The organism is Citrobacter sp. Cf072, from assembly GCF_030334485.1.
Lineage (GTDB): Bacteria > Pseudomonadota > Gammaproteobacteria > Enterobacterales > Enterobacteriaceae > Citrobacter > Citrobacter freundii.
The window spans coordinates 109009-133870 of sequence record NZ_JAOWDX010000026.1; the positions used below are offsets into that span (position 1 = coordinate 109009).

General features: G+C 52.1%; 25 protein-coding genes. 17 read left to right on the top strand and 8 right to left on the bottom strand.

The window, feature by feature from the left end; all coding sequences use genetic code 11:
- The first annotated feature begins 80 nt into the window (after positions 1 to 80).
- The 3 genes from deoD (at position 81) to OGX66_RS02150 (ending at position 2910) form a co-directional block, all read left to right on the top strand.
- Entirely contained in the window at positions 81 to 788 is a 708-nt protein-coding gene (deoD, locus tag OGX66_RS02140; RefSeq protein ID WP_003035940.1) for a purine-nucleoside phosphorylase, read from the top strand.
- Between the two features lie 38 nt (positions 789 to 826).
- On the top strand, positions 827 to 1990 hold the full coding sequence (tsgA, locus tag OGX66_RS02145; RefSeq protein WP_003846872.1) for an MFS transporter TsgA: 1164 nt from the start codon (positions 827 to 829) through the stop codon (positions 1988 to 1990).
- An 86-nt stretch (positions 1991 to 2076) separates the two neighbouring features.
- On the top strand, positions 2077 to 2910 hold the full coding sequence (locus tag OGX66_RS02150) for a nucleoside-specific channel-forming Tsx family protein (protein WP_061548782.1): 834 nt from the start codon (positions 2077 to 2079) through the stop codon (positions 2908 to 2910).
- 44 nt (positions 2911 to 2954) lie between these two features.
- Here the strand turns inward: OGX66_RS02150 and OGX66_RS02155 are convergent, their stop codons facing one another.
- From OGX66_RS02155 to dsbA, 4 genes are all read right to left on the bottom strand, one after another.
- On the bottom strand, positions 2955 to 3641 hold the full coding sequence (locus OGX66_RS02155) for a Crp/Fnr family transcriptional regulator (RefSeq protein WP_003846869.1): 687 nt from the start codon (positions 3639 to 3641) through the stop codon (positions 2955 to 2957).
- A gap of 121 nt (positions 3642 to 3762) precedes the next feature.
- Positions 3763 to 4056, bottom strand: coding sequence for a chaperone modulator CbpM (cbpM, locus tag OGX66_RS02160; RefSeq protein WP_003836827.1), 294 nt, complete (start codon positions 4054 to 4056; stop codon positions 3763 to 3765).
- Positions 4056 to 4976 carry a curved DNA-binding protein gene (gene cbpA, locus OGX66_RS02165; RefSeq protein WP_003035957.1) on the bottom strand — a complete coding sequence of 307 codons (921 nt, stop codon included), beginning with the start codon at positions 4974 to 4976 and terminating at the stop codon, positions 4056 to 4058. Before cbpA ends, cbpM begins: the two co-directional genes overlap by 1 nt.
- 193 nt (positions 4977 to 5169) lie before the next feature.
- A complete protein-coding gene (dsbA, locus tag OGX66_RS02170; RefSeq protein ID WP_088902473.1) occupies positions 5170 to 5793 on the bottom strand; it encodes a thiol:disulfide interchange protein DsbA in 624 nt (207 codons plus the stop codon).
- Between the two features lie 396 nt (positions 5794 to 6189).
- Here dsbA and OGX66_RS02175 point away from each other — a divergent pair, with 396 nt between their 5' ends.
- The 8 genes from OGX66_RS02175 (at position 6190) to agp (ending at position 13069) form a co-directional block, all read left to right on the top strand.
- Entirely contained in the window at positions 6190 to 6594 is a 405-nt protein-coding gene (locus OGX66_RS02175; RefSeq protein ID WP_003846865.1) for a VOC family protein, read from the top strand.
- 70 nt (positions 6595 to 6664) lie between these two features.
- Entirely contained in the window at positions 6665 to 7027 is a 363-nt protein-coding gene (locus OGX66_RS02180) for a copper resistance protein (protein WP_088902472.1), read from the top strand.
- A gap of 48 nt (positions 7028 to 7075) precedes the next feature.
- Complete coding sequence (locus tag OGX66_RS02185; RefSeq protein ID WP_088902471.1) at positions 7076 to 8956, top strand: protein-disulfide reductase DsbD family protein; 1881 nt, start codon at positions 7076 to 7078, stop codon at positions 8954 to 8956.
- Positions 8953 to 9576, top strand: a complete 624-nt coding sequence (locus OGX66_RS02190; protein ID WP_061548778.1) for a DsbA family protein — start codon at positions 8953 to 8955, stop codon at positions 9574 to 9576. Before OGX66_RS02185 ends, OGX66_RS02190 begins: the two co-directional genes overlap by 4 nt.
- Positions 9566 to 10072, top strand: a complete 507-nt coding sequence (locus OGX66_RS02195; RefSeq protein WP_270921789.1) for a protein disulfide oxidoreductase — start codon at positions 9566 to 9568, stop codon at positions 10070 to 10072. The genes OGX66_RS02190 and OGX66_RS02195 overlap by 11 nt, the downstream gene beginning before the upstream one ends.
- A gap of 135 nt (positions 10073 to 10207) precedes the next feature.
- Positions 10208 to 10963 carry a sulfite exporter TauE/SafE family protein gene (locus tag OGX66_RS02200; RefSeq protein WP_049002904.1) on the top strand — a complete coding sequence of 252 codons (756 nt, stop codon included), beginning with the start codon at positions 10208 to 10210 and terminating at the stop codon, positions 10961 to 10963.
- Positions 10964 to 11032: 69 nt separating this feature from the next.
- Positions 11033 to 11740: an ArsR/SmtB family transcription factor gene (locus tag OGX66_RS02205; protein ID WP_270921790.1), complete on the top strand. Its 708-nt coding sequence runs from the start codon at positions 11033 to 11035 to the stop codon at positions 11738 to 11740.
- A gap of 87 nt (positions 11741 to 11827) precedes the next feature.
- Positions 11828 to 13069, top strand: a complete 1242-nt coding sequence (agp, locus tag OGX66_RS02210) for a bifunctional glucose-1-phosphatase/inositol phosphatase (protein WP_003836813.1) — start codon at positions 11828 to 11830, stop codon at positions 13067 to 13069.
- Positions 13070 to 13107: 38 nt separating this feature from the next.
- Here the strand turns inward: agp and OGX66_RS02215 are convergent, their stop codons facing one another.
- Both OGX66_RS02215 and wrbA read right to left on the bottom strand, forming a co-directional pair.
- Positions 13108 to 13335: a YccJ family protein gene (locus OGX66_RS02215; protein WP_003036015.1), complete on the bottom strand. Its 228-nt coding sequence runs from the start codon at positions 13333 to 13335 to the stop codon at positions 13108 to 13110.
- A gap of 20 nt (positions 13336 to 13355) precedes the next feature.
- Positions 13356 to 13952 carry an NAD(P)H:quinone oxidoreductase gene (gene wrbA / locus OGX66_RS02220; protein WP_003832057.1) on the bottom strand — a complete coding sequence of 199 codons (597 nt, stop codon included), beginning with the start codon at positions 13950 to 13952 and terminating at the stop codon, positions 13356 to 13358.
- Positions 13953 to 14338: 386 nt separating this feature from the next.
- Between wrbA and OGX66_RS02225 the strand changes: the two genes are divergently transcribed.
- The 3 genes from OGX66_RS02225 to rutR all read left to right on the top strand — a co-directional run bounded on the left by OGX66_RS02225 (position 14339) and on the right by rutR (position 16285).
- Positions 14339 to 14512 carry a con-10 family general stress protein gene (locus OGX66_RS02225; RefSeq protein ID WP_003036022.1) on the top strand — a complete coding sequence of 58 codons (174 nt, stop codon included), beginning with the start codon at positions 14339 to 14341 and terminating at the stop codon, positions 14510 to 14512.
- A 161-nt stretch (positions 14513 to 14673) separates the two neighbouring features.
- Positions 14674 to 15588, top strand: a complete 915-nt coding sequence (locus tag OGX66_RS02230) for a DMT family transporter (RefSeq protein WP_003036024.1) — start codon at positions 14674 to 14676, stop codon at positions 15586 to 15588.
- A 58-nt stretch (positions 15589 to 15646) separates the two neighbouring features.
- Positions 15647 to 16285, top strand: coding sequence for an HTH-type transcriptional regulator RutR (gene rutR / locus OGX66_RS02235; RefSeq protein ID WP_003036026.1), 639 nt, complete (start codon positions 15647 to 15649; stop codon positions 16283 to 16285).
- Here rutR and OGX66_RS02240 read toward each other — a convergent pair.
- Complete coding sequence (locus tag OGX66_RS02240) at positions 16282 to 16677, bottom strand: lysozyme inhibitor LprI family protein (RefSeq protein ID WP_003836811.1); 396 nt, start codon at positions 16675 to 16677, stop codon at positions 16282 to 16284. The genes rutR and OGX66_RS02240 overlap by 4 nt on opposite strands.
- Before the next feature lie 59 nt (positions 16678 to 16736).
- Entirely contained in the window at positions 16737 to 20699 is a 3963-nt protein-coding gene (gene putA, locus OGX66_RS02245) for a trifunctional transcriptional regulator/proline dehydrogenase/L-glutamate gamma-semialdehyde dehydrogenase (RefSeq protein WP_270921791.1), read from the bottom strand.
- Between the two features lie 422 nt (positions 20700 to 21121).
- Here putA and putP point away from each other — a divergent pair, with 422 nt between their 5' ends.
- From putP to efeO, 3 genes are all read left to right on the top strand, one after another.
- Positions 21122 to 22630: a sodium/proline symporter PutP gene (putP, locus tag OGX66_RS02250; protein WP_032936247.1), complete on the top strand. Its 1509-nt coding sequence runs from the start codon at positions 21122 to 21124 to the stop codon at positions 22628 to 22630.
- A gap of 212 nt (positions 22631 to 22842) precedes the next feature.
- Positions 22843 to 23676 (top strand): iron uptake transporter permease EfeU, encoded by an 834-nt coding sequence (efeU, locus tag OGX66_RS02255; RefSeq protein ID WP_270921792.1) that lies wholly within the window; start codon positions 22843 to 22845, stop codon positions 23674 to 23676.
- Between the two features lie 58 nt (positions 23677 to 23734).
- Positions 23735 to 24862, top strand: a complete 1128-nt coding sequence (gene efeO / locus OGX66_RS02260; RefSeq protein ID WP_003036044.1) for an iron uptake system protein EfeO — start codon at positions 23735 to 23737, stop codon at positions 24860 to 24862.

The window sequence follows — 24862 nt, forward strand, 5'->3', positions numbered from 1 at the left end:
AGGACTTTTGTCCTCAATCCTCTGCAAACGTCTGGTTACAATCCCTGCATATCTCCAATACCCATAATTCAGGAATTGTTATGACTGCACATATTAATGCTAAAGCGGGTGATTTTGCGCCAACTGTGATTATGCCGGGCGATCCGCTGCGCGCAAAATTTATTGCCGAAAATTATCTCATGGATTACCGCGAAGTTACCAACGTGCGTAATATGCTGGGCTATACCGGTCTTTATTTTGGTCAACCTGTTTCGGTGATGGGACACGGTATGGGTATTCCGTCTATGACGCTATACGCCCATGAGCTGGTACATGATTTTAATGTGAAGAGAATTATTCGCGTCGGTAGTCTGGGGGCAACACAACCGCATGTCAAAATGCGCGACATTATTCTGGCTCTCGCTGCCGGTACTGACTCTGTCACAAATTTAAAACGTAGCGCGGGCTACACGATGGCGACGTCCGCTCACTTCCCATTACTACAACAGGCGTGGATGCTGGCACAGAAGGCCGGAATCGACATTAAGGTCGGTAATGTTTTCAGTGGCGATCTTTATTACGATCCTGACGAAAACCTCATTCCTGCACTGGAAAAGTTTGGTGTACTGGGTGTGGATATGGAGGTGGCCGGCTTATACGCCTTAGCACACCAATTTAATATTGAAGCACTGGCTATTTTAACGGTGTCCGATCATTGCCTGACAGGCGAAGAAACCACGGCAGAGGAACGACAATTAACTTTTAAAAATATGATTGAGCTGGCGCTAAATACAGCCGTTACGGCTTAGCATTGGCTTTTAATTGAACCAATCAGGGATGTCATTATATGAAGAATAAAATAGCACTTACACTGATTAGTTTTCTGGCAAATTTTATTATGGCGGGGTTTGCCAGTCAGTTTGGAATGCTGATTGAACCGATTGCGGTACGTTACAGTGCTGATGTGAATACCGTTGCCTCGATATTTTCGCTGCTTAACGGTGGGGCATTAGCGGGGACCATCGCCGCCTTTTTCCTGATAGAAAAAATTGGCGTCAAGCGAATGACGTTTATTATCTATTCGATAGTGTTCCTCTGTTCGCTGGCAATGCACTTAAGCCCCGGCTTATGGCCAGTGATGGTTGCCATGACTTTGGTGGGCTTTTGCGGTGGGATTGGCCTGTGTGTGGCAGGAACGATTGTCGTTTCGGTATGGCAGGATCGCATTCAAAGTACAATGTTGGTGGTACAAGACGCCACCTTTAACGTCGCAGGCGTGGTTTTCCCGCTGATCACCACCTACGCCCTGACGCACAATATGTCATGGAGTTACAGCTATCTAAGTGTTGGCATGGTGGCCTTACTTACGTTAGGTGTGGTGGCGCTCACTCGTTTTACTGCCTGTGAAACCGCGTCTGCGGAGGAGCGGACAGACGCGGTGAAGTCTGAGTGGAACCCAGGGATTATTAGCGGAGGTATTGGTCTGTTCTTAGGTATGCTGGCGCTGTATACCTTCCTGACTTGGGCACCATTATTTGTGAAGAACAAATTTGGCATTCCTTTTGAAGAAGCCGGTAATATTATTACGCAATACTGGGGAGCGGCGTTGGTTGGGGCGCTAGTATCAACTGTTATTGTTTCTCGAGTGAGGATACATTATTTCCTGTTGAGTATTATTTTGCTCGCTTGCGTTATTACGACCATTATTGTAACGAAAGAAAACATCTCGGGGCTTGATTATCTGGCTTATAGTTACGGATTCGTCTGTGCGGCGCTGTATAACTCCTTTATTGCCTACGGAGTTTCATTTGTGAAGCGCGCAAGTAGTCAGAATGTTTCATATATTTTAATTAGCGGTAGCGCCGGGGCTATGTTTAGTCCAGCGATCAGTGCGCTAATGGAAAAAACAATGGGCTTGCAGAAAATTATGTACGCAATACCAGTATTATATTTAATAATCTTTATCATGTTGATGGGTACATTAAAACTTAAACGTAACAAAGCACAGTAATAACACTTACCTCTCTAATTAGATAGTCAGTCGCCACGCCATTTATTTGGTGAGGCGACACTCAACCTTGCTCAAAGGAATTGAAAATGATGAAGAATAAATCAATGATTAAAAAAACAGTTCTGGGCGCAATCGTTGCAATGAGCTGTACGCAAGCGCTTGCTGCTGATTATACCGATGGCAACGTCCGTAAAAATGATTTTAACTGGATGCAGATGAACTTAATGCAAAGTGTGGATGCGAAAGTGCCTTATGGTATTCGTAATGACACTTATCTGGAACTGGAGTTTGGGGCGCGTTCCGGAATTATCGATCTGTATGGTTATGTCGATTTCTTTGATATTTTTGACCGCAAGCAGGATGACCGCCATGGTGGCGATAACTTTTTCGCCAAGATATCCCCACGGTTTTCCCTGGATGCTATTTTAAATAAAGATTTATCCGTTGGGCCATTTAACGAATTCTATATCGCAACGGTAAATAACATTGGCGACCGGGAATTATTTGAACATTATGTCGGTCTGGGCACAGATGTTAAGGTTCCGTGGTTTGGTCTGGTGGGAATGAACATCTATGCGCATTATGTGCGTGAAAACTACGGTGCGGATAACGAAGGCAAGTGGGATGGCTACATGTTCTCGACCAACTGGTCGACGCCGTTCTATACCTTTGCCAACGGCAGCTACCTGAACTATCAGGGTTACTTTGACTATCAGTTCGCCGCTAACAAGATTGCTAATCAACCGTTATACAGCAATAACGCGATTGAATGGTATAACGGTATCTACTGGCATTCAGAGCATTATGCGGTGGGTTATGGCCTGAAGTATTTCCGCAATATGGCATTGATGGAAAATCATGGCGGAGCAGGGCGCACCACCGGACTCGGTCACTACTTCAACCTTACCTATAAATTCTGATTGCGCTGAACTGACACACCAACCTTCTCTACGGAGATGGTGTGTCAGTCAATGATGTCATTGCCGAGGAATTTACGCAGCCCATCCAGATCCTTAATTTCCAGTCCTTGCTTCGTGCGCGTTACCAGTCCGGCATCCGTCAGGGCTTTAACCGCCCGCCGATAGACCCGATCGGTGGTGCCGAACCGTTCTGCTTCCTGGTATTTTTTATGGAAACCATCCATCGGCTGTTTGTTCTGATGCTGGCGATACAAATCATACGCCACGTTATGAACGATAGGGTAGAGCATCCGGTGCAGGAAGATTTCCAGCATATCCTGATAATCAATCGCCATCGCACTGGCAAAAAATATCGCCAGTCTCGGGTGCTGGTTTAGCGCTTCTTCAAGACGATCACAGCTGCACACCGCCACGGTCAACGGCTCTTCGGCCACGATATCAAGCTGGCAGCGATACCCGGTAAAAAACTCCATTTCACCAAATAGTTGCTCATCACATTCCATTGCGCCCAACTGAAAACGGCGACCATTTTCCGCGCTGTAACGCAGGGAAATTCTGCCTGATTGCACCATGATAAGTCGATCGACTACTTGTCCCTGGCGATAGAGATACTCATCTTCGTGGATCATCTGCGTTTCAGAGAGCAGTTCCTGGAATATCTTCTCAATTAAGGCATCATCTTGCTGCCAGATATTGTGAAAACGACCTTTTGTGAGGGGCTTAAGCTGCATGGCTCAACGTCTTATTGTTTGAGATAATTCTTATCTCTGACTGTATGCTATCTACTGCTTAATGTCATTAAGAGCGCGGGGCGGACAATAAAAGGGCCAGCACCATGCTGGCCCTGACGCACTAAGGATGGCTGATAAAACGGGACAATCGCTGGCGCAGCAGGCGATTTTCCTGACGTAACTGAGCGTTCTCTTCCAGCAACGTCAATGCAACGGCAATCCCTGGCCAGTCAAGTTCCAGCTCCTGACGCAGGCGCATCGCGCGACGCATTACGGTCAGCGCATGATCGTCAAACGTCTCGTCTTCATGGGGTTCTATCACCCCTAAGCCGACAACCTCATGCAGTTCTTCTTCTGACACACCGGTGTACAGACAAAATTCGGTAATGGTAAAAGTGACGGTAACGTTAGCCATTATGCTTTCCCCCACTCTTTGCGCGGATCAAAGGTCTTTTGTGCATCCGCCAGTTGTTGCCACAGGGCGGCACTGGTGTCGTCAGGTTTCGGTGGCATGACGATCTTGATCACCGCATACAAATCGCCGGTATGTTTTTTACTTACCAGACCCTTGCCTTTAATGCGTAGCCGCTGACCGGCCTGGCTGCCTGCAGGAATGGTCAGCAGGATGCTCTCTTTCAGCGTCGGAACGGTTACTTTCGCACCCAGCGCAGCTTCCCACGGCGCCAGAGGAACGACAACTTCCAGATCCTGATTAACGATATCGAACAGCGGATGCGGCGCAATATGAATCACCAGCCACAAATCACCGTTCGGCCCACCGTTTTCGCCGGGCGTGCCCTGACCTTTCAGGCGGATACGCTGACCGTTACCGACGCCAGCCGGAATTTTCACGTTCAGTGTTTTAGGAATTTCTCGTTCTACCATGCCAAACGCATTGTAGACTGGCAGGTTGTAACTGATAGTGCGGCTATGCTCAGTAAGCGTTTCTTCGAGGAAGACGGCAACTTCTATTTCGATGTCGTGCCCGCGGCTGGCAGGGCGCTGGCGCGACTGGTGCGCACGCTGACCAAAAATGGAGGAGAAGATATCGTCGAAATCTTCGGCGCTGTAGCTTTGCCCCTCTCCTTGCTGGAATTGACGGCTGAACTGAGGGTCGTTGCGATGCTGCCACAGTTGGTCGTACTCGGCACGTCGCTGTTCATCACTCAGGACTTCCCAGGCTTCAGCAACCTCTTTAAACCGGGCCTCAGCGTCAGTCTCTTTGCTGACATCAGGATGGTATTTACGGGCGAGTCGACGATAGGCGGTCTTGATTGTCTTGAGATCGTCTGTCGGTTTCACGCCCATAATGGCGTAATAATCCTTTAATTCCATAGCGTTCTCTCGTGTAAATCAACACTTGAAGAAGGTGTACCCCGACAACAGGTAACACCGCTAAGTTTAGGGTAATCCTGATAACGGCGAATGCCAACCGGGAAGAAAGGATATTGGTCTAAATGATGTGATTGCGCACCACCAACAGCGCTTTTGACTGTTGTGTGGTGCGAAAAGTGAGATTAGCGAAATGTCAGGATTTGGTGATCAGATAGCGAACCGTATCCGCGTAGCTCTTCACAAAAGAGTTTAGGTCGTCAGATTTCAGTCCTTTTGGATTGATCATATATTTACCGTTGATAAAAATGGCGGGCACACCGGTTAAATCTACCGCTTTAGCCATTTCTTGTTGTTTTGCGGTCAGGGATTTCACGGCAAAACTGTTCCAGGCGGCATCATAATCACTGGCGCTGATGCCCGCGCTGATAAATACGTTACGAATATCATCCGCTGTTTTAACGGTTTGTTTTTTCTGAACGGCATCAAAAAGCAACGGTTTAACTTTATCTTGTACGTTTAACAGCATGGCGACGGACCAGGCGTGCGTCATGTCTTGCCCCAGCGGACCTAAAAAGTCGACGTGGTATTCGGTGAGTTTGACATCAGCAGGCAGTACTTTTTTCACGTTATCCGTGATTTCAAAAACTTCATCGTACTGATAACAGGAAGGACAGTAAAATGAGAAAAACTTCAGCGCAGCTGGGGCGGAAGCGACGGGTTTTTCCAGGGTGATATACTCTTTACCGTCGGTAAATGATGCTGCCTGAGCGCTAACTGTAAAAAGTAACCCAATCAGGGGTAATAAATATTTTTTCATTTCCATATACTCTAAATAACATTTGATAAACAAATTATCTGCTAATGAATACGTTATTCATTGCGTATGGATATAATAAGGAAATCCCCTGAAAATGCGCTGACCCTTACTTTCATTTACGCATCAGTACGTAGCGGGCATTATTTGTGTGCTGGCATTGAAATATTCTCTGGCATTCTTCGTAAATAGTGAATGATAACTTCCGTGATATTTTCAGGGGTGTTTTGAGCAATGTTATAGTGTAATAAACAAAGACGAAAATATGATTAATTATCATTTCGCCTTTAAAGCGTGAATGGCAAGGTATTTCGCTAAGTTCTGCAAATACCCCTGTAGATTGTCTTTTTCTTGTCGCGCGTGAATGAATAGGGTAAGTGTCAGAGACGAGCAACCCAAATGGATATCACTATGATCGACCACCTGGATCACCTGGTACTAACCACCAATCATGAAGAGGCTTGCGTTCGTTTTTATGTCGAGCTTTTAGGCATGAGGTTGGAAACTTTCGCACAAGGTCGGAAAGCCTTCGTCTTTGGCAATCAGAAAATCAATCTCCATATTCGGGGAAAAGAGTTTGAACCTAAAGCCTACGCGCCAACGCCGGGGGCGCTGGATTTGTGTTTTATCACCACGCGTACACTGGAAGAGGTGACAGAGACGTTTCAAACCCACGGAGTTGAGATTATTGAAGGGCCCGTTGCACGAACCGGCGCGACAGGACCGATTCGCTCGGTTTATGTCAGGGATCCCGATCTCAATCTGATTGAAATCGCGGTATATCCAGCAGATGGAAGGACATAACTTTACAGCGTAAAGGTTGCCAAAAACCGGCGAGTGGTTAAGATAACTCGCATCAATGAGTGAGGGTATAATGGCGAAACGTCAACGGATGGGATGGTTGTTCCTCTGTCTGGCATGTGTTGTGGTGATGGTTTGCACCGCACAACGCATGGCGGGCCTGCACGCGTTGCAGATGGATACCGCCGTTACAAGCGTTGTCGCCAGCGCACAAGTGCAGACCGATGAAACCTCACCCGTTACCCCTTGTGAACTGAGCGCGAAGTCATTACTGGCTGCGCCACCCGTACTGTTTGAAGGTGCTATTCTGGTGCTGTGCCTGCTGCTGTCGTTGCTGGCGCCAGTGCGGGTGTTTCGTCTACCTTTTTTCCCACCGCGAGCTATCTCGCCGCCTACTCTCCGGGTGCATCTCCGATTTTGCGTCTTCCGTGAATGACAGAACAGCCGTTGCTGACTGTTAGATAATTATTCACGGAGAAAAACTATGATGACTGTTTTCAGGCAGACACTGCTCTGTCTGTTATTGCTATGGCTGCCCGTATCCTGGGCGGCTGAACCCGGCTGGATGCGTTCACCCGATAACGATCACGCCAGCGTGCGGTTACGCGCTGATACGTCTGCTGGCGGTGAAACCCGTCTGTTGTTGGATGTCAAACTGGAGGACGGCTGGAAAACCTACTGGCGTTCTCCGGGCGAGGGGGGCGTTGCGCCTGCTATCGCCTGGAAAGAGGAAATGCCTGCGGTCGACTGGTTCTGGCCAACCCCTGCTCGTTTTGAGGTCGCCAATATTACTACCCAGGGGTATCACGATAAGGTGACGTTCCCGATGGTGGTGCGCGGTAGAGCGCCCGCCACGCTCAGCGGCGTTTTGACGCTATCCACCTGTAGCAACGTTTGCCTGTTGACGGATTTTCCTTTTTCCGTGACGGCCACAGCCCAGGACCCGACTTTTGCACATGACTATGCTCAGGCGATGGGACAGATCCCACTTGCCAGCGGCCTGACCGATGCTCTGAGCGCCGGCGCACGGGCGGGAGAGTTAGTCGTCGAGGCTCACCGTGCGGGAGGCTGGACTGCACCAGGGCTGTATCTGGATGCTGTTGATGATGCGGATTTTGGCATGCCGCAAATCCATGTTGAGGGGGAGACATTACGCGCCACGGTACCTGTACATGACGGTTGGGGAGAAGGCGCGCCGGATCTGCGTGGTAAGTCAGTCACCCTGGTGCTGGCAGATAACGGTGTTGCCCAGGAAAGTCGTCTTGCGATTGGCGAAGCCCCGGTTGTTGAGAACGCCTCACTCCCACTGTGGCAAGTGGTGCTAATGGCGCTGCTGGGCGGTTTGATCCTCAATCTGATGCCCTGTGTGTTACCGGTTCTGGGCATGAAGCTGGGCTCGATTTTGCTGGTCGAGGAAAAAAGTCGTCGCCAGGTCCGTCGTCAGTTCCTCGCATCGGTAGCCGGAATACTTGTCTCATTTATGGCTCTGGCTCTATTGATGACGGTGCTGCGTTTAACCAATCAGGCGCTTGGCTGGGGGATCCAGTTTCAGAATCCATGGTTCATTGGCGTGATGGTTCTGGTGATGCTGACGTTCAGCGCCAGCCTGTTCGGGTGGTTTGAATTCCGACTCCCTTCTGCGATGACTACCACGCTGGCGACTCACGGAGGCAACGGTCTGTCGGGACATTTCTGGCAAGGTGCATTTGCGACGCTGCTTGCTACGCCGTGCAGTGCCCCGTTCCTTGGAACGGCGGTGGCGGTGGCATTGACCGCTTCGCTGCCGACATTGTGGGGATTGTTTATCGCACTTGGGCTGGGAATGAGCTTACCGTGGCTGCTGGTAGCTCTGCGTCCCGGTCTGGCACTGCGTTTGCCGCGGCCAGGACGCTGGATGAATATTTTGCGGCGTTTGCTCGGCGTGATGATGCTGGGCTCCGCTATCTGGCTTGCGACGTTGCTGCTCCCGCATTTCGGGTTCGTAGGGCAAAGCACTGGCAAAGAGAGCGTGAACTGGCAACCGCTAAGCGAGCAAGCTATTGAGGATGCGCTGGCGCAACATAAGCGTGTGTTCATTGACGTCACAGCAGACTGGTGCATCACCTGTAAGGTAAACAAGTTCAACGTCTTGCATAAAGATGACGTCCAGGCCGCATTGCAACAGCCGGATGTGGTGGCGCTGCGCGGCGACTGGACACTCCCTTCTGAAGCCATTACCGAATTTCTAAAAAAACGCGGCCAGGTTGCTGTGCCGTATAACCAAATTTATGGCCCCGGTCTGCCGGAAGGCCAGGTGTTACCCACGTTGTTAACCCGCGATGCGGTACTGCAAACGTTGAACGATGCCAAAGGAGTTACCCCATGAAGATGATGATTGTTCTGCTGTTAACCCTGTTTTCTGCCGTCAGTATCGCGAAAGAGCCTGCGCCGTTTACCCCGGAACAGGAAAAGCAAATTGAAGCATTAATTCAGGAAGCCCTGTTTAACGATCCCAACAGCCCGCGGATTGGCGCAAAGCAGGCAAAACTGACCCTGATAAACTTCACCGATTACAACTGCCCATACTGCAAGCAGTTGGATCCAATGCTGGAAAAAATTGTGCAGAAATATCCTGACGTGGCGGTAGTGATCAAACCGTTGCCGTTTAAAGGTGAAAGCTCGGAACTGGCGGCGCGGACCGTGCTGACGACATGGCATGAGCATCCGCAGCAGTTTCTGGCGCTACATGAAAAACTGATGCAGAAGAAGGGCTACCATACCGATGTCAGTATCAAACAGGCGCAGGAAAAAGCGGGGGCCAGTCCGGTGACGCTGGACGCCCGAAGTGCTGAAACGCTGAGCACTAACCTGCAACTGGCGCGACTGGTGGGTGTACAGGGAACCCCCGCAACGATCATTGGCGATGAACTTATTCCCGGTGCGGTGCCGTGGGAAACGCTTGAGGAAGTGGTAAAAGAAAAACTGGCGGCGGCCAATGCTCAGTAAACTGCGCCGCTGGTTGCGCGAAGGGCTGATCTTACTGGCACTGTTGGCGGGGGCGATGCTGCTGATGGATGCCTGGCGCGCGCCGCAGCTCCCTGCCTCTTTTGACAGCACGCCTTTACAAACGCTGGATGGTGAAACCGTCACGCTGGCGGCGCTCAGCAAAGACAAGCCAGTGTTGCTTTATTTCTGGGCGAGCTGGTGCGGCGTATGCCGCTTCACGACGCCGGAAGTCTACAGGCTGCGTTCTGAAGGGGAAAATGTGATGACCATTGCGTTACGCTCCGGAAATGAAGCTGAGGTATCTCGCTGGCTGTTGCGTAAAGGCGTGGAATTTCCGGTCATCAATGATGCGAACGGGGCTATTTCCCGCAGTTGGGCGATTAGCGTCACGCCCACGCTGGTGGTGATGTCAGAAGGTCGGGTGGTATCAACCACCAGCGGCTGGACCAGCTACTGGGGCATGAAACTTCGGTTGTGGTGGGCGAAAACGTTCTGATAAATGTGCCGGGGAAACCCGGCATTTTTTTATGGCGTCGCCTTCCTCTGGAAGGCATATTTCGTTGCCTGACGAAGCAAGCACAGTGATTAACGTCCAGAATCAGTCATCTTCTCTTTTCCAGGAAAGTGCAACATGACGAGTTCTTTAGCGTTTGGACCCGCTTTGGTGGTGATGATTGCCGCCACATTTGTCCTCGCCGGGATGGTGAAAGGCGTTACGGGTATGGGGTTGCCCACCGTGGCGATGGGGATCCTCGGATCGCTTATTTCACCGGTTGCCGCGGCGGCTATGCTGCTATTGCCTTCGCTGATCAGTAATCTGTTTCAGTTTGGCGGTGGTGGAAATACACGCCAATTACTCAAACGACTGTGGCCAATGCTGCTGACAGTGGTAGTGGCGACTCTGCTTGCCAGCGCCTGGATTACCGGGGGCGACACCACCCGAACTCAGTTTGCGCTCGGCGTGGCGCTGGTGGCCTACGCTATCTGGACGCTGGCGGGAAAGAAAATCACGGTGGCCCCGCAGCGTGAAAAACCGTACTCCCTCGTTATTGGATTTGTGACTGGCTTATTGACCGGCGGAACCGGGGTGTTTGTGATGCCCGCCGTACCCTGGATCCAGTCCCTGGGCTTTGAGAAAGATGAACTGGTACAGGCGCTCGGGATCTCTTTTACCTTTTCGACCCTGGCATTGGCGCTGGGTCTGTGGTGGCATAACGCGCTGCCCGTACAATCCCTAAGCTTGTCGGCTTTGGCCATTGTTCCTGCACTTATTGGCCAGTGGATAGGAACCCGTGTGCGAAGGGTTATTTCTCCGCTCGTGTTTAAACGCTGTTTTCTGTTTTGTCTGGTCGGGTTGGGTACAGAGATGATGCTGCGTGCTGTGTGACCGGTTCGGTGACTTTGCGCGACTTTCATGGCATCGTTAATTCAGAGATTCAGGGGCAATGAGGTCGTTATGGCATACGTGATGTTACATGAAGAAGAGGGCGATCTGGAGTCGAGAATGGCGCTTACTGCGGCAGTGATGGCCGATAAATCGCGCTCGCGTATGCTGTGCGCCCTGATGGATGGCCGCGCCTGGACTGCAACTGAGCTCAGCGCTGTGGCGGATGTGTCTGCGTCGACCGCCAGCGCGCATCTGGCGCGTCTGTGCGAACAACGTTTTGTTATAGCGTTGGCGCAGGGCAGACATCGTTATTTTCGCCTTGCGAGTCCCGATATCGCTGAACTGCTGGAACGCCTGATGGGCGTTGCGTGGGCGACATCAATGCCCCGGAGAATCACAACGCCGCCAGGTTTGCGGCATGCCCGCACCTGCTACGACCATCTCGCCGGAGAGGTCGCGGTGAGGTTGTTTGATACGTTGGTTTCCCGTCAGTGGTTAACGCCGGATGGTGAAATGCTGACTCCTCTTGGCCAGGAAAAGCTGGCCCAGATGGGGATTGTCCTGGCGGCGGGTTCATCCCGGCGGAAGTTAACCTGCGGTTGTCTGGACTGGAGCGAGCGACGTTATCATCCTGGTGGTGTGCTTGGCGCAACGCTGCTGCGCTGGTTCAGTGAACAGCGATGGATAAAAACCGAACAGGGCAGCCGCCACGTCATCTTCACACCTCTTGGCATTCGTAAACTCGAAACCGAGTTTGGTGTTAAAACGACACGCTAGATGGTCTGTTTTGCGAAAGCGTTCCCGGAAATATGTCATATTTCTGTCACACTCTGTTGTGATTGATAACAACAAGAGGTCGTAGGGATGAATAAATCGTTAATCGCCGCAGCCGTGGCAGGGGCTGTATTATTGTCAACCGCCGCGCAGGCGCAGACCGCGCCGGAAGGGTATCAGCTTCAACAAGTATTGATGATGAGTCGGCATAACTTACGTGCACCTTTAGCCAATAATGGCAGCGTTCTTGAACAGTCCACCCCCAAGCAATGGCCAGAGTGGGATGTCCCCGGCGGACAACTCACCACCAAAGGCGGTGTGCTGGAAATCTATATGGGTCACTACATGCGAGAGTGGCTGGCAGAGCAGGGGATGGTGAAATCGGGCGAATGTCCGGCACCGGATACGGTTTATACCTATGCTAACAGCCTGCAGCGCACTGTTGCTACGGCGCAGTTCTTTGTCACCGGCGCTTTCCCTGGTTGCGATGTTCCGGTCCATCATCAGGAAAAAATGGGCACCATGGATCCCACCTTTAATCCGGTGATCACCGATGATTCCGCCACCTTCAGCCAGCAGGCCGTTCAGGCCATGGAGAAAGAGCGTAGTAAAATGCAGCTCAACGATAGCTATCAGTTGCTTGAGCAAATGACCGACTACAAAGACTCTCCATCCTGTAAAGAAAAACAGCAGTGTTCCCTGACCGATGCCAAAGATACGTTCAGCGCGAAATACCAGCAGGAGCCAGGCGTATCGGGGCCGCTGAAGGTGGGGAATTCGCTGGTCGATGCCTTCACGCTGCAGTATTACGAAGGCTTCCCGATGGACAAGGTTGCCTGGGGCGAGATTAAATCGGATCAGCAGTGGAAGGTTCTGTCGAAGCTGAAAAATGGCTATCAGGACAGCCTGTTCACCTCCCCGGAAGTGGCGCAGAACGTCGCCAAACCTCTGGTGAAATATATTGATAATGCGCTGGTTACTGAACGCGCGAAAGCACCGAAAATAACCGTGCTGGTGGGACATGACTCAAACATCGCTTCGCTGCTCACCGCGCTGGATTTCAAACCATACCAGCTTCACGATCAGAACGAGCGTACACCGATTGGCGGGAAGATTGTCTTTCAGCGCTGGCATGACAGCAACGCAAATCGTGATCTGATGAAAATCGAGTATGTGTATCAGAGCTCGCTGCAGTTGCGTAATGCAGACGTTCTGACGCTGAAATCCCCGGCGCAGCGCGTAACGCTTGAGCTGAAAGGATGTCCGATAGATGCGGATGGTTTTTGCCCGATAGATAAGTTCGACAGCGTGCTGAATGAGGCGGCTAAATAAAAGAAAAACTCCCCCGTGTTCGCGGGGGAGTCTGAGCGCTAGACGTTTTTACGTTCGATAGTCTGTTCACCCCAAAAGAGCGAATCTTTGTCTGTTTTTTCAAAGGCTTTGATGAGTACCTCATCGCTACCTTCTTCCCAAATTTTTTCCGCCAGTTTCTCGTCATAATGTGCGACTTCAAAAATGGCTTCGGCTATTTCCGGCGATGTATTGCGCAGACTTGCCCATTCGCCGACGCGATGGGCTTTCGCTTCTTGAGTTGGCATTCGAATCCTCCTGTTGAAGATTAGCCGTTGAGTTTTACTGCCAGACCTGCGACATATTCACCCTGATAGCGGGCGATAGATAATTCTTCCTGACTTGGCTGGCGGGAGCCGTCGCCTCCGGCAATGGTGGTTGCACCGTAAGGGGTACCGCCGCGAACTTGAGAGACATCAAACAGCTCTTGCGCCGCGTAACCGATAGGCACAATCACCATCCCATGGTGGGCAAGCGTAGTCCAGGTTGAGGTAATAGTTTGTTCCTGACCGCCGCCGGTTCCCGTTGAGCTGAATACGCTGGCGAGTTTGCCGTACAGACCACCAGAGGCCCACAGTCCGCCAGTCTGGTCGAGGAAGGTACGCATCTGACCGGACATATTGCCAAAGCGCGTGGGGGTACCAAAAATGATGGCGTCGTAATCAGCCAGTTCTTGCGGGGTTGCGACTGGTGCGTTTTGTGTTTTGCCGCCAGCCTTAAGGAAAATCTCAGGCTGCATGGTCTCTGGTACGCGCTTAATAATCACTTCCGCGCCATCTACCTTATTTGCGCCTTCTGCGACTGCATGGGCCATAGTTTCAATGTGTCCGTACATGGAATAATAAAGCACCAGAACTTTTGCCATTTTACACTACTCCTCGAGTTAACCGTGTTCGTAGCGACTCGCTACCTACCTTTAAAGATATGACGTACTGTCAGGAGTGCAAATTTCACAATCACTTCTTTGATTTATAACAATTTTTACAACAACCTGCTTTGTAGCAAAATGATACATATTTAACTGGGGTGAATTCGGTAGTCATAAGAAAGACTTATTGATTTCTTAGGGTGATTATTTCTTTGGTACTCCTGATCCTGTTGCAGGATATTACAGTTAGCGTCTGCCCAGTCCACGCTTCACTATGCTTAATCCCACGCAGTTATTTTCAGGGCCTCGCCCGTAACGCTGCGTGAGGTATCACTCCTCAGTACCTATGCAATATGATGTCTAATCAATGACGGAGGTCAGTAATGGCAAACCATCGGGGCGGTTCCGGCAACTTTGCGGAAGACCGCGAAAGAGCATCAGAAGCAGGTCGAAAAGGTGGCCAGCACAGCGGGGGCAACTTTAAGAATGACCCGCAACGCGCTTCAGAGGCAGGCAAAAAAGGGGGCAAAAATAGTCACGGCAACAACAAATCGTAATTGTCGGGCTATCTGTCAGATATGTCGTGACGCCTGAGCGTCAGAGACAGACGTTACGTAGCCACCGCCGCCGGATCCTTCCGGCGGTTTTTTTTGTCTGCAAGGTTGAACTGTAACAAAACGCAACGCAGACTAATGACATTCAGTTAATCGGGTGTCTCATGTCATTACTCTCTCGTTATTCCTTTTCTGTTAAACCTCAGGAAGCGATCCTCATTGTGATCACCATGTTCTGGGGTGGCACGTTTCTGGCGGTGCAATATGCCGTTACCCTGAGCGGGCCTTTTTTCTTTGTCGGTGTGCGTTTTGCCACTGCCGCGCTGGCGGTCGCGATTTTGTCGTTACACACACTGCATAAGCTGACATGGCTGGAAGTCAAAGCAGGGGTGGCAATCGGTATCGCCATTGCGCTGGGCTATAGCCTGCAAACCTGGGGGCTACAGTTTATTCCCAGCAGTAAATCGGCGTTTATTACCGCGATGTACGTTCCGTTGGTACCGCTTTTACAATGGCTGTGTCTGGGGCGCATGCCTGGACTGATGCCGTGCGTCGGTATTGTACTGGCCTTTATCGGATTGATTTTTCTTGCCGGACCGGGAGGTAATTTACTGGCTTTAGGCGAAGGCGAGTGGATCACGCTCGCCGGTGCGGTGGCGATTGCGGCAGAAATTATCCTGATTAGCGCGTGGGCGGGAAAAGTGGATGTACGGCGGGTAACGGTAGTGCAACTGGCAACGGCTTCGATAGTGGCGTTTATTGCGATGGGACCAGCCGGAGAGACCGTGCCGCCAATGTCTACCGGATTGCTGGTGGTGGCGCTGGGGCTGGGGATTTTCAGCGCGATTATTCAGGTCACCATGAACTGGGCGCAGCGTAGCGTTTCGCCGACGCGCGCGACGGTTATTTATACCGGTGAGCCGGTGTGGGCGGGGATCTTTGGCCGTCTGGCGGGTGAACGCTTACCGCTACTTGCATTGCTTGGTGCGGCATTCATTATTGTTGGCGTGCTGGTCAGCGAGCTAAAGTTCAAAAAGAAAAAAGCGCAGCCGCAAGAGGCACCTCCGGAATCGCTTTAATTTAACCATTCACCGCGTGATTTGGTATGCTGACGCCCTCACAAGAAGGAGAGGGCGCATGGTCCAACGCGCAGAGAAAAAAACAGGTAAGCGTTCGCAGGCCGTCAGTGCAAAACGCCAGGCCATATTAACCGCGGCATTAAATATCTTCTCCCAATATGGGATCCACGGCACGCGCCTGGAGCAGGTGGCAGAGCAGGCGGGCGTGTCAAAAACCAATTTACTTTATTACTACCCGTCAAAAGAGGTGCTTTATATCGCCGTTTTACGGCAGATCCTCGACATCTGGCTGGCTCCATTGAAAGCTTTTCGCGAAGACTTTGCGCCGCTGGTGGCCATTAAAGAATACATTCGCCTTAAGCTGGAAGTGTCGCGCGATTACCCTCAGGCATCACGGCTGTTTTGTATGGAGATGCTGGCCGGAGCGCCTTTATTGATGGCAGAATTGGAGGGGGATCTCAAAACGCTAATTGATGAGAAATCCGCGCTGATTGCCGGTTGGATCAAAAGCGGAAAACTGGCTCCGGTCGATCCGCATCATCTGATTTTTATGATTTGGGCTTCAACTCAGCACTACGCCGACTTTGCCCCACAGGTAGAGGCGGTGACAGGCGCAACGCTGCGTGATGAAGCCTTTTTTAACCAAACGGTCGAGAGCGTACAGCGGATGATTATTGAAGGGATCCGCGTGCGTTAACTGGCCGGTGGTAACGGGCAGCTTAAATCGCCTTCTTCACACTGCAAGAGCGAGGCGAGAAACGCTTCGCGCTCGTTGGTCTTATCCGTCAGGCACTGGCTGGTAATCATCGCCTGAACGCTACCGCCTTCGGTGCCAGAACTGAGTAATGCACAGTCCGCATCGCGCAAAGTTATCCAGGATATTTGCGCTTTTTTCAGTAAATCGCGCTGGGTTGGAGCGGCGCGCTTCAGCGCATTCTGATAAGTTTCATTAAGTTTGGCGTCGGCCGCCTTATACTGCTCTGCCGCACAGGTGTTCATCTCAATCTGCGTGTTCGCGTTGGCGCAGTCATCCGCCAGCGCCTGGCCGCTCAGCAGCAGCGCTGCACATGTCAGTACGATTCGTTTCATGCTTCCCTCTGGCTTCATAAAAAAAGGCCCCGTTACCGGAGCCTTAATTAACCACAACCTTAGCCGATTGTCATCAGGCTGGCGTTCCCGCCAGCTGCGGCGGTATTGACGCTCAGAGAGCGTTCAATGTACAGCCTCTCCAGCAGAATATTGCTCTCGCCACGGGCAAAGCCCTGGACCGACACAATCGCCCCTTCGCGGGCCGCCACTGCTTCACACAGTGCGCGAAGCTGATCGGAATCGCCGTGGAAAATAACGGCATCAAACGGCTGCGTGGCGATGTTGTCCGCTTTAGCAAATTGAATGCGCCCGGAGACCGCGGCTGGCAGGCGTTTTGCCAGGTCGCGATGGAACGTATCATCTGGCCACAGGATTAAGCTACCAACGGAAGTTACAGCGGCAACCTGGACCAGTGCGTCCTGTTCATCATCGGCGATACATAGAACGCGTTCACGCGGCAACAGCGTCCAGGTATTGCGCTCGCCGGTGGGTCCTGGCAGCAGGCGTTGCGTTCCGGCCTGCGCCAGTTCGCCAAACTGCTGGCAGAGCGTACGAAGTGCTGGACGGTCGGTTGCCCATTCGCTGAGCGCTTCCAGCGGTTGAACGAGTGCGGCTTTAAGCTGCGCATCGACCGGGTAGTCTGCATCCTGGCGGGCAAGGGTAATGCCTAACGCATTTTCCGGACGGTTTGCCAGCAGGCGGTACAGATACAGCGGCCCACCCGCTTTTGGCCCGGTTCCTGACAAGCCTTCGCCACCGAATGGCTGCACGCCGACGACGGCGCCGACCATATTGCGGTTAACATACAGGTTCCCCACATGTGCTGAGCCCGTGACCTGGGCAATGGTTTCGTCGATACGGGTGTGTACGCCCAGCGTCAGACCGTAGCCGGAGGCATTAATTTGCTCAATCAGGCTGCCCAGATTATTACGGGTGTAACGCACGACGTGCAGTACCGGACCAAACACCTCTTTTTGTAATTCATCGAAGCTTTCCAGCTCAATAAGCGTCGGGGCGATAAAGGTACCGGTTTGCCATTCCCGCGCATCGTCGCTATTTTCGCGCACGGCCTGGAACACCGGACGCCCTTTGGCGCGCATGGCCTGAATATGGCGCTCAATATTGGCTTTGGCTTCTTCATCGATGACCGGTCCAATATCGGTGGTCAGGCGGCCCGGGTTACCCATGCGGCATTCCGCCATCGCGCCGCGCAGCATTTTCAGCGTATGGTCGGCTACATCGTCTTGCAGACACAGGACGCGAAGCGCGGAGCAGCGCTGCCCGGCGCTGTCAAAGGCAGAAGCCAGGACGTCGACCACCACCTGTTCCGTCAGCGCGGAGGAGTCGACGATCATGGCGTTCATCCCGCCGGTTTCGGCGATAAGCGGGATTGGACGTCCCTGAGCATCCAGGCGGGTCGCGATATTGCGTTGCAACAGCGTGGCAACTTCCGTTGAGCCAGTAAACATGACGCCGCGTACGCGCTCATCGGAAGTGAGCTGCGCCCCGACCGTTTCGCCCTGACCAGGCAACAGTTGCACCACGCCTGGCGGTACACCTGCTTCGAGTAAAATGGCAATACCCTGGGCGGCAATCAGCGGGGTTTGTTCCGCGGGTTTTGCCAGCACGCTGTTGCCCGCCGCCAGCGCGGCGGCAATCTGCCCGGAGAAAATAGCCAGCGGGAAGTTCCAGGGGCTGATACAGACTACCGGCCCTAACGGACGATGGGTTTCATTATCGAAGTCATCGCGGACCTGGCCGGCATAATAGTGCAGGAAGTCTACCGCTTCGCGCACTTCCGCAATGGCGTTGCTGAAGGTTTTACCCGCTTCGCGCACCAGAATGCCAATCAATTGCTGCATCTGGCCTTCCATCAGAACGGCGGCGCGATGCAAAATAGCGGCACGCTCTTGCGGCGGTGTGGCGAACCAGATCGGCGCGTTATTTACCGCATTCTGCAATGCCTGTTCCACTTCGCTGTGAGTCGCTTCTCGCACGTAACCGACAATGTCTTTCGGTTCGGCCGGGTTGACGACTGGCGTCATTTCACCGTCAGCAACCGGATGTTCGAGTATTGGCTTAGCGTGCCATTTTTGCAGCGCGCTGTTGAGCAGGGCGGAGGAAAGTGAGGCCAGACGATGTTCGTTAGCTAAATCCAGCCCGCCTGAGTTTTCGCGGCCTTTACCGTACAGGTCACGCGGCAGGGCAATCTTCGGATGTGGCAGACCAGCCTGGCCTTCCTGCTGCGCCAGTTTTTCAACGGCTTCGACCGGGCAGGCTACCAGTTCATCCAGCGGCAGGGTAGTGTCTGCAATGCGGTTGACGAATGAAGTGTTGGCGCCGTTTTCCAGCAGACGACGCACCAGATACGCAAGCAGCGTTTCATGCGTGCCTACCGGTGCATAAATGCGGCATGGACGGTTCAGTTTGCCATCGGCAACTTTACCGGTGACCTGCTCATATAGCGGTTCGCCCATACCGTGCAGGCACTGGAACTCGTACTGACCCGGATAGTAGTTTTGACCGGCTAACTGATAAATCGCCGCCAACGTATGGGCGTTGTGGGTGGCGAACTGCGGGTAGATCAGATTCGGTACCGCAAGCAGTTTTTTCGCACAGGCCAGATAGGAAACGTCGGTGTACACCTTACGGGTATAGACCGGATAACCTTCCAGACCGTCGATTTGCGCACGTTTGATTTCGCTATCCCAGTAGGCGCCCTTAACCAGGCGGATCATCAGGCGACGGCGGCTGCGCGTGGCGAGGTCAATCAGGTAGTCGATAACATACGGGCAGCGCTTCTGGTAGGCTTGAATAACAAAGCCGATACCGTTCCAGCCCGCCAGTTCAGGTTCAAAACACAGTTTTTCCAGCAGATCGAGGGAGATCTCCAGTCGGTCTGCCTCTTCAGCATCGATATTGATACCGATGTCGTACTGGCGGGCCAGCAGAGTAAGTGACTTCAGGCGCGGATAGAGTTCATCCATCACGCGGTCATACTGCGCGCGGCTATAACGCGGATGCAACGCCGACAGCTTGATAGAAATGCCCGGCCCTTCATAAATGCCGCGACCATTTGAGGCTTTACCAATGGCGTGGATTGCCTGTTGGTACGAAACCATATAAGCCTGGGCATCAGCGGCGGTTAGAGCCGCTTCACCCAGCATGTCATAAGAGTAGCGGAAACCTTTTTCTTCCAGTTTACGCGCGTTAGCCAGCGCTTCGGCGATAGTCTCTCCGGTGACGAACTGCTCGCCCATCAAGCGCATTGCCATGTCGACGCCTTTACGCACCAGTGGTTCACCGCTCTTGCCGATAATACGGTTGAGTGAGCGTGAAAGGCTGGCTTCATTATGCGTAGAAACCAGACGACCGGTAAACAACAGCCCCCAGGTCGCTGCGTTGACGAAAAGTGACGGACTGCGTCCAATGTGCGACTGCCAGTTGCCGTTGCTGATTTTGTCGCGGATTAACGCATCGCGGGTTGCCTTATCAGGAATACGCAGCAAGGCTTCCGCCAGACACATCAGCGCGACGCCTTCCTGTGAAGAAAGGGAGAATTCCTGCAATAAACCTTGTACCATCCCGGCGCGGCCGCTGGCGGTCTTCTGGTTACGCAGTTTGTCGGCCAGGCTGTACGCCAGCTTGTGCGCTTGCTCAGCGATGGGTTGCGGCAGACGAGCCTGCTCCATCAGCATCGGCACTGCGTCGGTTTCGGCGCGGCGGTACGCGGCGGTGATTGCTGCGCGGGAAACTGACTGCGGCAGGATCTGTTCGGCAAATTCCAGGAAAGGCTGATGCGCTTCATTCTGCGGCGTGGTTGACTCCTCACCCTCATTCGCGGCACCCGCCAGCAGGGCCGGTAGTTCAGGAAGCGCGTCGTCGTTTTCCAGTCTTTCGAGATAATTAAAGATGGCTTGTTTGATCAGCCAATGTGGCGTGCGATCGATTCGTGATGCTGCTGTTTTAATACGCTCGCGAGTGGCGTCATCCAGCTTAACCCCCATCGTGGTGGTTCCCATGCCGTTTACTCCTGTTGTACTGAAATACGGGTCTGATAGTTACCGAGAAATATCCACTATGTTGCAACTTTGTGCAACCGTGTTAAATGTGACTTGGTTTGCAAGCTTGGAAATGAATGAAATGTTAATAAATATGAGTCTTATGATGTGGGCTGTAAAAATTACAGAATCTTTTTCTCTGCGGTAGTTAACACTTTTAAAAGGTGCAACCGAAAAAAATGTGAGAGAGTGCAACCTACAGAAAAATGCTATCTACTCTGGATCAAATTTGATGTAAATGGTGTGTTAAATCGATTGTGAATAACCATCGCTTCCGGCAGGATACGGTCGCCCTGGTCAACATAGATATCTTTGCCACGTTCCGGCAGGGTAATAAAACGGCAAGCCACGGCATTGCTGATACATAATTTTGGAGAGTTTTGATGGCTATTAGCACACCGATGTTAGTGACATTCTGTGTCTATATTTTCGGCATGATATTGATAGGGTTTATTGCATGGCGTTCAACCAAAAACTTTGACGATTACATTCTGGGGGGACGCAGTCTGGGTCCGTTCGTGACCGCGTTATCCGCTGGGGCATCTGACATGAGCGGCTGGTTGCTGATGGGTCTGCCTGGCGCAATTTTCCTGTCGGGCATTTCAGAAAGCTGGATCGCCATCGGCCTTATTTTGGGTGCCTGGATCAACTGGAAGCTGGTGGCCGGACGTTTACGCGTACACACCGAATACAATAACAATGCGCTGACGTTACCGGATTACTTTACCGGTCGCTTTGAAGATAAAAGCCGAATTCTACGTATTATCTCCGCGCTGGTTATTCTGCTGTTTTTCACCATCTATTGTGCTTCAGGGATTGTGGCAGGGGCGCGTCTGTTTGAAAGCACCTTTGGCATGAGCTACGAAACAGCACTGTGGGCGGGCGCGGCCGCGACGATCATCTATACCTTTATTGGTGGTTTCCTGGCTGTTAGCTGGACCGATACCGTCCAGGCCAGCCTGATGATCTTTGCTCTGATCCTGACACCGGTGATGGTTATTATTGGTGTGGGTGGGTTCGAGGATTCGCTGGAAGTGATTAAACAAAAGAGCATTGAGAACGTGGACATGTTCAAAGGGCTGAATTTTGTTGCCATCATTTCCCTGATGGGCTGGGGTCTGGGCTACTTTGGTCAGCCGCATATTCTGGCGCGCTTTATGGCTGCAGATTCCCACCATAGCATTGTTCATGCTCGCCGCATCAGTATGACCTGGATGATCCTCTGTCTGGCGGGTGCCGTGGCTGTGGGCTTCTTTGGTATTGCTTACTTTAACAACAACCCGCAGCTTGCCGGTGCCGTTAACCAGAACGCCGAGCGTGTGTTTATTGAACTGGCGCAAATCCTGTTTAACCCGTGGATTGCCGGTATTCTGCTGTCTGCGATCCTCGCTGCGGTTATGTCGACCCTGAGCTGCCAGCTGCTGGTGTGCTCCAGCGCAATCACCGAAGACTTGTACAAAGCATTCCTGCGTAAAAATGCCAGCCAGAAAGAGCTGGTATGGATTGGCCGCATCATGGTGCTGGTCGTGGCGCTGGTGTCCATCGCGCTGGCGGCGAACCCGGAGAACCGCGTGCTGGGTCTGGTAAGCTACGCCTGGGCGGGCTTCGGCGCGGCGTTTGGCCCTGTGGTTCTGTTCTCGGTAATGTGGTCGCGTATGACCCGCAACGGCGCGCTGGCAGGGATGATCATCGGTGCGGTGACGGTAATCGTCTGGAAGCAGTTCGCCTGGCTGGGTCTGTATGAAATTATCCCGGGCTTTGTTTTCGGCAGCATCGGTATTGTGGTCTTCAGCCTGTTGGGTAAAGCACCTTCAACTGCTATGCAGCAACGTTTTGCCGAGGCTGACGCGCATTATCACTCAGCTCCGCCATCGCGTTTACAGGCAGAATAATTTATCTCCTGTCCCTGAAGCCCGCCGTGCGCGGGCTTTTTATTGCGCCCCCGCAAACCTGCATAACCATTACCCGTCTAACTGTTTACATTAAGTCATCATTCTCAAAACATTCTGCTTGAGTTTTTCTTTGCTGTAATGATAATCACTATCACTGTAATTTACTTTTCTTTTCATCAATTGACCGAGAATAACGTTTAAGGGTTCTTCGCATGTTTGTTCCATTTCTAATTATGTTGCGCGAAGGGTTAGAGGCCGCGCTGATTGTCAGCCTGATTGCCAGCTACCTGAAACGGACTCAGCGTGGTCGATGGATTGGTGTGATGTGGATTGGTGTTCTGCTGGCGGCGGCATTATGCTTGGCGTTAGGGATTTTCATCAACGAAACCACCGGTGAATTTCCGCAAAAAGAACAGGAGCTGTTTGAAGGCATCGTGGCGGTCATTGCCGTGGTGATCCTCACCTGGATGGTGTTCTGGATGCGTAAAGTTTCCCGCAACGTCAAAGTCCAGCTTGAACAGGCTGTCGATAACGCGTTGCAACGCGGTAATCATCACGGCTGGGCGCTGGTGATGATGGTCTTTTTTGCTGTTGCGCGAGAAGGGCTGGAATCGGTGTTCTTCCTGCTGGCGGCATTCCAGCAGGATGTAGGCATCTGGCCGCCGTTAGGCGCGATGCTGGGACTGGCTACCGCAGTGGTACTGGGATACCTGATTTACCTCGGCGGCATTCGCCTCAACCTCGGGGCATTCTTTAAATGGACCAGCCTGTTCATTTTGCTGGTAGCTGCCGGTCTTGCCGCTGGGGCGATCCGCGCTTTCCACGAAGCCGGGTTGTGGAATCATTTTCAGGATGTGGCGTTTGACCTGAGCTGTGTGCTGTCGACGCATTCGCTGTTTGGCACATTGATGGAAGGCATTTTCGGCTATCAGGAAGCGCCAAGCGTTAGTGAAGTCGCTGTCTGGTTTATCTACCTGATTCCGGCGTTGATTATGTTTGCACTACCGCCGCGTTCAGGCACTACGGCATCGCGTACCGCACCTTGATAAAAACGCGATGCAGAATACTTTTTAGTTACAACATACTTATTTATAGGGATAGGTTATGACGTTTAATTTTCGCCGTAGTGCGCTGCAGTTGGGTATTGCCGCGCTGTTTGCATCCGCTTTTTCTGCACAAGCCGCCGATATTCCGCAGGTGAAAGTCACGGTTAACGACAAACAGTGTGAACCGATGACGATCACGGTTAACGCCGGGAAAACGCAGTTCATCATCCAGAACCACAGCCAGAAAGCGCTGGAGTGGGAAATTCTTAAAGGCGTTATGGTGGTTGAAGAGCGCGAAAACATTGCACCAGGCTTTAGCCAGAAAATGACCGCTAACCTGCAGCCTGGCGAATATGATATGACCTGCGGTCTGTTGACTAACCCGAAAGGCAAACTGATCGTAAAAGGCAGCGCAACGGCGGATGCCGCACAGAGCGATGCTCTGCTGAGTCTGAGCGGCGCGATTACCGAATATAAAGCTTATGTGACAGCTGAAACCGCGCAGTTGGTTGCGGGCACTAAAGCCTTCACTGATGCGATTAAAGCAGGCGATCTGGAAAAAGCGAAATCGCTGTATGCGCCAACCCGTCAGCATTATGAGCGTATTGAACCGATTGCTGAACTGTTCTCCGATCTCGACGGCAGCATCGATGCGCGTGAAGATGATTATGAGCAAAAAGCCGCCGATCCTAAATTCACCGGCTTCCACCGCCTGGAGAAAGCGCTGTTTGGCGACAATACCACCAAAGGTATGGATCAGTACGCCGACCAATTAAATAGCGATGTTCTTGACCTGCAAACGCGTATCAGCGAGCTGGCTTTCCCACCGTCTAAAGTTGTTGGCGGGGCAGCAGGACTGATTGAAGAAGTTGCTGCCAGCAAAATCAGTGGGGAAGAAGATCGCTACAGCCATACCGATCTGTGGGATTTCCAGGCCAACGTCGATGGCGCGCAGAAAATTGTCGATCTCCTGCGTCCTCAGTTGCAAAAATCCAATGCTGAGCTGCTGGCGAAGGTGGATGCGAACTTCAAAAAGGTCGATACCATTCTGAGCAAGTACCGTACCAAAGACGGTTTTGAAACCTATGACAAACTGACTGATGCCGATCGTAATGCGCTGAAAGGGCCAATCACGACGCTGGCGGAAGACTTGTCGCAATTACGCGGTGTTCTGGGTCTGGATTAA